The 10,651-nt window shown below is 70.5% G+C and carries 8 protein-coding genes and 1 rRNA gene; 4 read left to right on the forward strand and 5 right to left on the reverse strand.

Annotated features, from left to right (window positions below; all coding sequences use genetic code 11):
• Window positions 1-95: 95 nt before the first annotated feature.
• Window positions 96-212: ribosomal RNA gene (gene rrf, locus CCN51_RS23450) — 5S ribosomal RNA — on the forward strand.
• A gap of 99 nt (window positions 213-311) precedes the next feature.
• Here rrf and CCN51_RS23455 read toward each other — a convergent pair.
• Both CCN51_RS23455 and CCN51_RS23460 read right to left on the reverse strand, forming a co-directional pair.
• On the reverse strand, window positions 312-1,406 hold the full coding sequence (locus CCN51_RS23455; protein ID WP_043487173.1) for a sensor histidine kinase: 1,095 nt from the start codon (window positions 1,404-1,406) through the stop codon (window positions 312-314).
• Window positions 1,403-2,065, reverse strand: a complete 663-nt coding sequence (locus tag CCN51_RS23460; RefSeq protein ID WP_014177704.1) for a response regulator transcription factor — start codon at window positions 2,063-2,065, stop codon at window positions 1,403-1,405. Before CCN51_RS23460 ends, CCN51_RS23455 begins: the two co-directional genes overlap by 4 nt.
• A gap of 237 nt (window positions 2,066-2,302) precedes the next feature.
• On the opposite strand from CCN51_RS23460, the gene CCN51_RS23470 reads away from it, so the two are divergent.
• From CCN51_RS23470 to CCN51_RS23480, 3 genes are read left to right on the forward strand one after another with little or no spacing between them, the layout of a single operon-like run.
• Entirely contained in the window at window positions 2,303-3,238 is a 936-nt protein-coding gene (locus CCN51_RS23470) for an ABC transporter ATP-binding protein (protein WP_014177703.1), read from the forward strand.
• Window positions 3,235-4,764: a DUF1349 domain-containing protein gene (locus CCN51_RS23475; protein ID WP_043487170.1), complete on the forward strand. Its 1,530-nt coding sequence runs from the start codon at window positions 3,235-3,237 to the stop codon at window positions 4,762-4,764. The genes CCN51_RS23470 and CCN51_RS23475 overlap by 4 nt, the downstream gene beginning before the upstream one ends.
• The gene (locus CCN51_RS23480) at window positions 4,761-5,534 is read left to right on the forward strand and encodes an ABC-2 transporter permease (protein ID WP_014177701.1); all 774 of its coding nucleotides are present in this window, start codon (window positions 4,761-4,763) and stop codon (window positions 5,532-5,534) included. The genes CCN51_RS23475 and CCN51_RS23480 overlap by 4 nt, the downstream gene beginning before the upstream one ends.
• Before the next feature lie 86 nt (window positions 5,535-5,620).
• On the opposite strand, the gene CCN51_RS23485 is transcribed toward CCN51_RS23480, so the two are convergent.
• The 3 genes from CCN51_RS23485 to CCN51_RS23495 all read right to left on the reverse strand — a co-directional run bounded on the left by CCN51_RS23485 (window position 5,621) and on the right by CCN51_RS23495 (window position 10,559).
• Window positions 5,621-7,348 (reverse strand): type IV secretory system conjugative DNA transfer family protein, encoded by a 1,728-nt coding sequence (locus CCN51_RS23485; protein WP_014177700.1) that lies wholly within the window; start codon window positions 7,346-7,348, stop codon window positions 5,621-5,623.
• 154 nt (window positions 7,349-7,502) lie between these two features.
• Window positions 7,503-8,942 (reverse strand): ATP-binding protein, encoded by a 1,440-nt coding sequence (locus CCN51_RS23490; RefSeq protein WP_086860055.1) that lies wholly within the window; start codon window positions 8,940-8,942, stop codon window positions 7,503-7,505.
• Window positions 8,943-9,008: 66 nt separating this feature from the next.
• The gene (locus tag CCN51_RS23495; RefSeq protein ID WP_043487166.1) at window positions 9,009-10,559 is read right to left on the reverse strand and encodes an SCO6880 family protein; all 1,551 of its coding nucleotides are present in this window, start codon (window positions 10,557-10,559) and stop codon (window positions 9,009-9,011) included.
• Window positions 10,560-10,651: the final 92 nt, after the last annotated feature.

The following is a 10,651-nucleotide window of genomic DNA, read 5'->3' on the forward strand; positions in this document are numbered from 1 at the left end:
CAGTTGCTCGCGTCCACTGTGTTGGTTCTGAAGTAATGACCAACCAATCACGCACCGTCGCGGTGTGTGGTGTTGGTTTGTTTTCTTCATAGTGTTTCGGTGGTTATTGCGTTAGGGAAACGCCCGGTTACATTCCGAACCCGGAAGCTAAGCCTTTCAGCGCCGATGGTACTGCAGGGGGGACCCTGTGGGAGAGTAGGACACCGCCGAACAATTTTTAGCCTCGGTCCTGGGTATCGAAAGATACCCAGGACCGAGGCATTTTTGCGTTGGGCTCAATCTTCAACCCGCCTGGCTGAATCCAACGATGCCTACGCGAACCGTACCGCGATGGATAGGCCGCCTTCGGGGCGGGCGCTGGTGGTGAGGGTGGCGTGGTGAGCTTGGGTGACGGCGTTGACGATGGCGAGGCCGAGACCGTAGCCGTCGCGGCGGCCGTTACGATCGGGCGCTAGTTTCTGGAAGGGCTGAAAGAGGCGCTGGACCTGGTCATTGGGGATGGCCGGCCCGCTGTTGGTGATCGTAAGGGTCACCTGCGTGCCGGAGGTCTGAGTGGTGATCTCTATGTGCCCGTCCCGGTGGTTATGGCGGATGGCGTTGTCGATGAGGTTGGTGACGAGGCTTTCGATCAGCCTCGGGTCCCCGGCCGTCACCGCGGGCGTCAGGTGTTCGGCGAGGTCAATGCCTCTCTCCGTTGCTTGGCCGCGGCGGGAGGCGAGCACTCCTTCGACGATGTGGGCGAGGTCGAGGGTGTCCCAGCGGGAGATTCCGCGCTCGCTGGTGGCGAGGACGAGCAGTGCCTTGACGAGCCGTTCTTGGTGGCCGCCGAGGGCGAGGGCCTCTTGGCAGGCCGAGCGCAGTGTGTCGGTGTCGGCGTCGGGGTCGGCGAGGGCGACTTCGAGGAGGGTGCGCAGGCCGGCGAGGGGGGTTCGCAGCTCATGGGAGGCGTTGGCGACGAAGTGGCGTTGGGCGTCGAAGGAGGCTTGAAGGCGGGCGAACAGGTCGTCGAGGGTGTGGCCGAGCTCGGTCAGCTCGTCCGTGGGCTCGCCGAGGTCGAGGCGTCGGTGGAGGTCGCCGGCGGAGATGATTTTGGCGGTGGCGGTCATGGCGCGCAGCGGGTGCAGGAACCGGCCGGCGACGAACCAGCCGAGAGCCAGGGCGACGGGAATCAGGATGACCAGGGCGACGGCGGATCCCGTGAGGAGTTGGGGCAGGCTGATTCCGTTTCCGGTTCCGGTGATCGCACCCGATGACGGGTGGTCTTTGGGCTTGGTCGACTGGACGCCGGCCAGCGGGACGGCGACGCATACGAGCACGAAGACCCCGGCGGCGTAGACGCCTGCCGCGTAGGCGAGCGCGAGCCGCGTCTGCAAGGACCTTCTGGCGAGCTGCTGGGGGGAGGTCATGACGTTCCGATTCGGTAGCCGCCTTCGCGGATGGTCTCGATCACGGGCGGTTCACCGAGCTTGGCCCGCAACCGGTGCATGGTGTGCTTGACGGCGCTGCTGAAGGGGTCGGCGGCCTCGTCCCAGACGCGTTCGAGCAACTCCTCGGCGGAGATGACCAGACCAGGTGTGGCGAGCAGGCATTCGAGGAGGGCGAACTCCTTGGGGCTCAGCTCAAGGCGCCGGCCGGCCCGGAACGCGGTGCGGCGGGCCGGGTCGAGGGTGATGTCCCCGCAGGCCAGGGTGGGCGGTAGCGGCGGGGCGGCGCGGCGGGCCAGAGCACGGACGCGGGCGACCAGTTCGGCGAACGCGAACGGCTTGGGCAGGTAGTCGTCGGCGCCGAGGCTGAGCCCGTCGACACGGTCCTCGATCGTGTCGGAGGCAGTGAGCATCAGTACGCGGGTCTCGCAGCGGCCGTGTGCGAGTTGTCGGCAGATCTCGTCTCCGTGGACGCCTGGTAGGTCGCGGTCGAGGATCACCACCTCGTAGCGGGTGACGGCCAGGCGGTCGAGGGCGGCGGTTCCGTCCAGGACGACGTCGACGGCCATGCCCTCGCGACGCAGTCCGGTTCCGATGGAGCGGGCGAGGATTTCGAAGTCCTCGGCGACGAGGACCCTCACCGCCACTCACCGCAGGTCGCCGTGCGGACAGGGCGGACAGGGCGGACGGGGCGGACGGGGCGGACAGGGCGGACGGGGCGGACAGGGCGGCCGAACCGGCCGCCGGGTCGAGATGCCATGCCTCGACGATGCCAGATCCCCGGTTGCAGCCGGGTCGCAGCCGCTGCGACCGGGCCGGAACCGGGTGCCGCGTACAACCGTCGGCATGAGTCCATTTCGAACCATGAGCTCGCCGCGGTGAGCGACCCAGGGATCGTCGTCGCCGGACTGCGCAAGCGATATGGGGCGGCCCTGGCCCTCGACGGCATGTCCTTCACCGTCCGCCCGGGGCTGGTGACCGGCTTCTTGGGGCCGAACGGGGCCGGGAAGTCCACCACCATGCGGGTGATCCTCGGCCTGGACGCGGTTGAGGCGGGCACCGCGCTCATCGAGGGGAAGCCCTACCACAGCCTTCGGCACCCGCTGAACCATGTCGGTTCACTGCTGGACGCGGCGGCACTGCACCCCAGCCGCAGCGGGCGCAACCACCTGCTGTGGCTGGCGCATTCGCAGGGCCTGGCCGCGCGTCGGGTGGACCAGGTGATCGAGCAGGTCGGCCTGGTCCCGGCGGCCCGGCGCAAGGCCGGCGGCTACTCGCTCGGCATGCGGCAGCGGCTCGGGATCGCCGCGGCCCTGCTGGGCGACCCGCCGATCATCATGCTCGATGAGCCGTTCAACGGCATGGACCCCGACGGCATCATCTGGATGCGCGGCTTCCTGCGGTCGTTGGCCGCTCAGGGCCGCGCCGTGCTGGTCTCCAGCCACCTGATGAGCGAGGTACAGGACACAGCCGATCATCTCGTCGTGGTCGGGCGCGGCAAGGTCATCGCCGACGACGGCGTGGCCGAGCTGATCGCGGCCGCGTCCGGGAACCGGGTGGCCCTGCGGACCACGGCCGGGACACACGCGATGACGGTGCTCAGGTGTGCAGGCGCGGCCGTGGCGGCCACCGGCCGCGACACCATCACGGTCTCCGGCCTGCCCGCGGACCGGATCGTGACGCTGCTCGGCGAGAGCGCGGTGCCGTTCTCCGAGGTATCAGCGCACCGCGCCACCCTTGAGGACGTCTACTTGGAACTCACCCGCGACGCGGTCGAGTTCCGCGCCGGGACGCCCACGGAGGTCTCGCGGTGACCCCCACTGTTACGCCGTACCGGTCCGGCCGGGGGGCCGGGCGGGACGGTTTCGTGCAGTTGCTGCACGCGGAGTGGACCAAGTTCCGGACGGTCCTGGGCTGGGTGACCGGCGTGGTGGTGGCAGCACTGATGGTGGTGCTGTTCGCCCTGCTCGCCGGGGTCAGTAGCGATCAGAAGGGCTCACCGCCCGTTCCGGTCGGACCGGGTGGTGAGCCGGTTACCGACAGCTTCTACTTCGTGCACCAGCCGCTGGCGGGAGACGGCAGCATCACTGTCTCCGTTTCCGCGCTCAGGAGCAGCGTCCCCAAGCGTCCCGGTGACCTGCGGCCCGGCATCGTGCCGTGGGCGAAGGCCGGGATCGTCATCAAGGAGAGCACCCGTCAGGGATCGCCCTACGCGGCGATCATGGTCACCAGCAGCCACGGCGTGCGGATGCAGGACAGCTACGTCAACGACACGGCGGGCCTCCCCGGTCCTGTCTCCGCCGAGTCTGTCCGCCGGCTGCGGCTGGACCGCTCGGGCGACGCGATCACCGGCTATGCCTCCGCCGACGGCATGCACTGGACCAAGGTGGGCACCGTGCACGTCAGCGGGCTCGGACCGACCGCGCAAGGCGGGCTGTTCGTCGCGTCTCCGCCTTCCGTGGATGGCATGGGCACGCGCGGCAGTGTGTCCACGGCCGTCTTCGGGGATCTTCGTATCCAGGGGCGCTGGGCCGGTGGCAACTGGACAGGCGGCCAGGTGGGACCCGAATCCCCCAGCTTCTCCGGCTACCCGAAGAACACGTCGGGTTCGTTCACGGAATCCGACGGCCGCCTCACGGTGACCGGCGCCGGCGACATAGCGCCCGCCGTTCGCGACACTCTGCCGACCGGCGGCACCCTCGGAGAACTCCTCACCGGCACGTTCGCCGCGCTGATCGTGGTGATCGTCGTGGGGGCGCTGTTCATCACCACGGAATACCGGAAGAACCTGATCCATGTAACCCTGGCCGCCGGCCCGAGACGGAGCCGGGTGCTGGTGGCCAAGGCGACGGTGCTGGGGGGCGTCACCTTCGTCGCCGGGCTGGCGGGGGCGGCCGTCGCGGTTCCGCTCGGCGAGCGGCTCGCCCGGGCCAACGGCGTGTACGTCTTCCCGGTGACGTCTTCAACCGAACTACGGGTGGAGCTCGGGATCGCGGCGCTGCTCGCGACCGCCTCGGTCCTGGCCCTCGCCGTCGGCACCATATTCCGGCACAGTGCCGGCGCGGTCACCACCGTCATCGTGGCCATCGTGCTGCCCTACATCCTGATCGCCATCCCGTTCATACCCGCGAGCGTGTCGAACTGGCTGGCCCGGGTGACCCCGGGCGCGGCCTTCGCCGTCCAGCAGACGCTTGTGCAGTATCGCCAGGTCGCCAGCAATTACACGCCCTACAACGGCTATTACCCGCTGGCACCGTGGGCAGGGTTCGCCGTCCTGGCAGGCTACGCGGTGGCAAGCCTGGCCGCAGCCGCCGTCCTTCTCCGCAGGAGGGACGCATGAGACCGGCCCTGCACGCGGAATGGACGAAGCTACGGACCGTCACCAGCCCTCTCTGGCTGCTGCTCGGCATGATCGCGGCGACCGTGGCCCTGAGCGCCGGCGCGACCTCGGTGGTGACATGCGCGTCCGCCGGCTGCGGCGATATGACCAAGCTCAGCCTCATCGGCGTCCTGCTGGGCCAGGCGCTGGTCGCCATCCTGGCCGTACTGGTCATCGCAGGCGAGTACGGCACGGGCATGATCCGCACCACCCTGGCGGCGACACCGCATCGGGCCACCGTCCTCGCGGCCAAAGCCGTCACCCTCACCGGGATCGTGGCCGCGGCCGGGACCATCGCGGTTCTCGGGTCGCTGGCGGCTGGGCGGCTCCTCCTGCCCGGCCACGCCTTCACGACCACCCGTGGCCACCCGCCCCTGTCCCTGACCGACTGGCCCACGCTGCGTGCGGCCTTCGGGTCGATCCTCTACCTGACCCTGATCGCCCTGCTCAGCCTCGGCGTCGCCACCATCGTGCGGGACTCCGCGACCAGTATCGGGATCGTCCTCGGCCTGCTTTACCTGGTCCCCGTCCTCTCCCAGATGATCGGCAATCCGCACTGGCAGCGCCTGCTCCAGCGGATCGGGCCGATGAGCGCCGGGCTCGCCGTCCAGGCCACCACCGACATCCGCAGCCTGCCCATTGGCCCCTGGGCCGGTCTCGGCGTCACCGCCGGATGGGCCGCCGCGGCGCTCTTGGCCGGCGGCCTGCTGCTGCGCATGCGCGACACCTAGCCCCTAGCACCTGGGACCCTTTGCAGCTGGCTCCTCTGCTGCCGGGCTCGTCGTCGTCGTCGACGACGACATGGCTGCGTACGCCCTCAGCCGATCAGGCTGCGGTGCGGCCAGCGTGCACGGGCCTGCTCCTGGGAGCGCATCAGCGCCAGGGTGGGCAGGCCCTGAGCCGCGCCCTGGGCCAGCAGGTCCGGCAGCTGGGGCAGCGGGGCCACGGCCGCGACGTCGTCCAGGACGAGGGTGAGTGGTGGGTCGAGCCGACCGGAGGATGACCGTTCGGCCATGCGCCGGCCGTGCTCGACCACGTGTGAGGCGAGTGCGGTCAACAAGGGCATCGCACCCGGATGGGTCCGCGGATCCTCAATGGATTCGCCCATCACATACAGCGTTCCCCCTTCGCCGATGAATGACTCCAACGCGAGGGTGTCGGAACGGCCTGGGTTGCAGGCGTCCCTGATGTGGATCGAGGACAGCGCGGCCAGCGCACGGGCCGTCAGTTCCTGGGCCATGTCCCGGCGTTCGGGGTGCGCGGTGAGCGTGGCCTCCAGCTCACCGGCCGCGCCCCCCGCCGCCTTCGCATGGGTTCGCAGGATCCGTACCGGCTCATGCGCCGAGTTGCCCTGCGCCCAGCGGTGCACCTGACGGAACGGGCGGCCGTCCACCGCGGCCGCGTGCAGCCAGCAGCGGAGCATGGTCTCCGCGGCCTCCGCCATGGGCCGGTCCACGGCGTGCAGGGGGCGTACGGGGGCGAGGAGCGCGGTGGCCCGGGCGGCCGCGGCATCGCGGGACTCACAGCCCGCCGCGGGGTTCCAGCGCAGCCGGGCCGGGGTGTCGAGGAGATGGGACGGGTCGAAGACATGGGTGGGGCCGAACTTCGCGCGCGCGTCCTTGGTCGTCGTCCACAGCGCGGCGTCGCTGGTGACGACCAGGACCGGGCCGTCGGCATCCAGGACGGCCTGGGACGCGGCGTCGCCGCGCTGCGAGCCGTAGAGGACGCGGGAGTGCGTCACCTCGGCCCCGGGGAACCCCCGGCCGCTGCCTGGGCCGCCGCTTGGGCCACCGCCTGGGCCGCCGCGCGGGGTCGGCATCGGCTGAGCCGAAGCGGCTGTGGGCTCGGCGGGCGGCTCCGCGCCTGCGCCGGCCCATGTGTCTGCCCGCTGCTCGGCGATGTGGTGGGGTGCCGCGGTGCGAGCCCCCGGCGTCCCGGTGACGGCGGTTGCCTGACCGGTCTGCCAGTCGGTCTGCCAGTCGGTCTGTCGGTTGGTCTGTCGGTCGGCCTGCGGTTCGGCGGGGACGGGACCGCCGGTGGTCCGGTCGGCGGTGCCCGCTGTGCCGTGGTCGCCGCCTCGCTGTGCGGCCTGGGCCGTATCGGCGGCGTGGCCCGGGACTCGGCCGGGTGTGGCGTCCTGCCCCGGTCTTCCCGGTCCTCCCGGCGCTCCTGGCCCCCCTGGCCCGTCTGTGGCGCCCGTCCTGGGGGCGTACTCGTGTCCTTCCGCTGTTTCCGCTGCTTCCGTGCGGCGCCTGGCGCGCACGGCGCGGTAGCGGGTGAAGGTGCCGACGACGAACACCGTCAGCACGATCAGCACCATCAGCTCGCTGATGAACAGGCCCCAGAACAGCCCGTATCCCGACAGCTGCTCCTGCGGCGTGTCGGGCCATGCCGCGCCGAGGTTGTGGGGTTGCTGGGCCAGTCCGCGCATGGCCAGGGGCGTACGGAGGAAGCGCACACCGTCCGGCCAGGCGCCGTGGGCGAAGAGCCCGGCCAGCCCGGTCGCGGTCCACACCAGCCCCGTCAGCCCCAGCAGAAAGAGCATGGAGCCGATCAGCAGCCCGTCCGGAATGCCGCCCTGTGAGGCGGCCGGGGGTCTGCCCGGCTCTCCTGCCCCGCCGTGGCCGCCCTGACTTCCCTGACCTCCCTGACCGCCGTGGCCGCCGTGGCTGCCCCGGGCCCGCCCCGCCGCCGCCATGTCAGGCCACCGTCGACCCGTACGAGGGCCCGCCGTACGGGTCCGCCTCGGCGGCCTCGTGGGCGAGTTGCTGCTCCACCGCCGCGGCCGCCCGCTCCTCGGCCTCCGCTTCGGCTTCGGCCGCCAGCTGGACGGCCAGCCCGTCCTCCGTCATGGCACGGTCGGTGTAGACGAGCGGCCGCTCGGCCTCGGTGATCAGGTGCTTGACGACCTGGACATTGCCGTTGACGTCCCAGACCGCGATGCCCGGCGACAGGGTCGGGATGATCTCGACCGCCCAGCGTGGCAGGCCCAGCACCCGTCCCGTGGCCCGGGCCTCGTCGGCCTTCTGGGCGTAGATGGTCCGGGTCGACGCCATCTTGAGTATCGCCGCGGCCTCGCGCGCCGCAGCGCCGTCGACCACGTCGGACAGGTGGTGGACGACGGCGACGAAGGACAGGCCGAGGCGGCGCCCGAACTTGAGCAGCCGCTGGAAGAGCTGGGCGACGAAGGGCGAGTTGATGATGTGCCAGGCCTCTTCGACGAGGAAGATGCGCTTCTTGCGGTCCGGCCGGATCCAGGTGTGCTCCAGCCATACGCCGACGATCGCCATGAGGATGGGCATGGCGATCGAGTTGCGGTCGATGTGGGACAGGTCGAAGACGATGAGGGGCGCGCTCAGGTCGATGCCCGCCGTCGTCGGGCCGTCGAACATGCCGCGCAGGTCACCGTCGACGAGCCGGTCGAGCACCAGGGCGACGTCCAGGCCCCAGGCCCGTACGTCGTCTATGTCGACGTTCATGGCCTCCGCCGAGTCCGCCTCGGGGTGACGCAGCTGCTCGACGATGTCGGTCAGCACCGGCTGGCGGTCGACGATGGTCTGGTTGACGTACGCATGGGCGACCTTGAGGGCGAATCCGGAGCGCTCGTCGAGCCCGTGGCCCATCGCGACCTCGATGATCGTACGGAGCAGGGCGAGCTGCCCCGTCGAGGTGATCGCGGGGTCCAGGGGGTTGAGGCGGATAAGGCCGTCCAGGGCGGCCATCGGGTCGAGCCGGATGGGGGTGATGCCCAGCTCCTCGGCGATCAGGTTCCACTCGCCGACGCCGTCCTCGCCCTGGGCGTCGAGCACCACGACCTGGCGGTCGCGGAACCGCAGCTGGCGCAGGACGTACGTCTTCTCCAGGGCCGACTTGCCGTTTCCGGACTCGCCGAGCACCAGCCAGTGCGGGGCGGGCAGCTGCTGTCCGTACAGCTGGAACGGGTCGTAGATGTACCCCTTACCGGAGTACACCTCGCGTCCGATGATCACGCCCGAGTCGCCCAGGCCCGGTGCGGCGGTGGGCAGATAGACGGCCTGTGCCTGCCCCGTGGACGTACGGACCGGCATCCGGGTCGTCTCCACCTTCCCGAACAGGAAGCTGGTGAACGTCTCGGTGATGGCGCCAATCGGATCGGCCACGGCAGAGCCCCTATCGTCCCAGTCTTCTCTATTGCGCTACCGCGCTATCGCACTCGCGCTATCGCTCTATCGCCGGATGCCGGTCGCGAACGGCAGTGTGTTCACAAAGGCACGGTGGTGCTCGCGGTCGCACCACTCGAGCTTCAGATAGCTCTTGCCCGCCGAGGCTCTGATGGTCCGCTTGTCGCGGGCGAGCGCCTCGGGGGAGCGGGAGGAGACGGTGATGTAGCCGACGAGGTTGACGCCCGCGGCGCCGCTCGCCAGGTCCTCGCCGCGCTGGTCGAGCCGTCCGTGCGCGGCGATATCGCGCGGGTCGACGGTGCGGTTCATCTTGGCGGCGCGACTGGCCTCCGCCTCGTCGTTGGTCTTCTCCGTCAGCATCCGCTCGATCGCGATCTCGGTCGGCTCCAGGTCCATGCAGACGGCGACCGTACGGATGACATCGGGGGTGTGGACCAGAAGCGGGGCGAGGAAGTTGACCCCGACCGGGGTCATCGGCCACTCCTTGACCCAGGCGGTGGAGTGGCACCAGGGCTCGCGGGTGCTCGACTCGCGGGTCTTGGCCTGCAGGTACGTGGGCTCCATCGCGTCCAGCTCGGCCGGCCAGGCGTTCCGCTGGGTCATGGCCTGGATGTGGTCGATGGGGTGGTCCGGGTCGTACATGGAGTGGATCAGCGAGGCCAGCCGCCCCTGACCGAGCGGCTGGCGCACCCGGATGTCGGCTTCGGCGAGCCGGGCGCAGATGTCGGTCAGCTCGCGCGCCATGACCACGGCCAGGCCCGCGTCCTTGTCGAGCTTGCGGCCGCCGGCGCTGTGGCGGGCGGCGCGCGCGATGGCCGCGCCCTCGGCCGCCAGGTCGCGGGTGTAGTGCATGCAGGCGACCAGGTAGGCGCGGTGCTGCTCGGAGGAGGTGGAGACCATCGACTGCAGCTGCTCGTAGGAGTCCTTGAGCCAGCCGGGGGCCTCGTTGTCGCCGCGCCGCTCCACGTCCTTGGCGTGTGCGTCGGGGTCGGCGGGGAGGGTGCGGGCCAGCATCTGGATGCGGGTCACGAAGCCGTCGCCGTTGGCCACATGCTTGAGCAGCGTGCCGAACCGGTCGACCAGCGCCTCCTGGTCCTCGCTGTCCCGCAGCCCGACGCCCGGGCCCTCGATCTCGATCGCGGCGGTGACGGTGCGGCGGTCGGCGTGCAGGAGCACCGCGATCTCGTCCGGCCCGAACGGGGCCGCCAGCCAGTTGATCCGGCCGATACCGGGCGGCGGGCCGACCTCGACCTCACGGCCGTCGAGGCGGGTGCCGGCCTCGGTGGCGGTGGAGCGGTAGGTGGCGCTGTTGCGCACGGTGCGCTTGTAGGAGCGGTTGACCTCGAACCACTTGTAGAACGTACGGCCGTTGTACGGGACGTAGACGGCGGCCAGCGCGAGCGTCGGGAACCCCACCAGGGTGGCGATGCGCAGCGTCAGCACCGGGACCAGCAGTCCGCACATCATCCCGATGAACGCACCCCCGATGATCAACGCGATCTCGCCGGTCTCGCGGTTCTTGCCGACGATCGCGCTGGGGCGGGGTCGCCCGATCAGATATGTGCGGCGAGGCGCGATGGGAGACTGGACCTCGATCGTCACCGCCGGTCACCTCCGGGGTTGTTGCTGGAACCGCGGTTCTGTGCGCGGGCCGCGGAGGCGGCCCCGCCGCCTCCGCGGCCCGCGCA

It is taken from the genome of Streptomyces milbemycinicus (assembly GCF_002154605.1).
GTDB lineage: Bacteria > Actinomycetota > Actinomycetes > Streptomycetales > Streptomycetaceae > Streptomyces > Streptomyces milbemycinicus.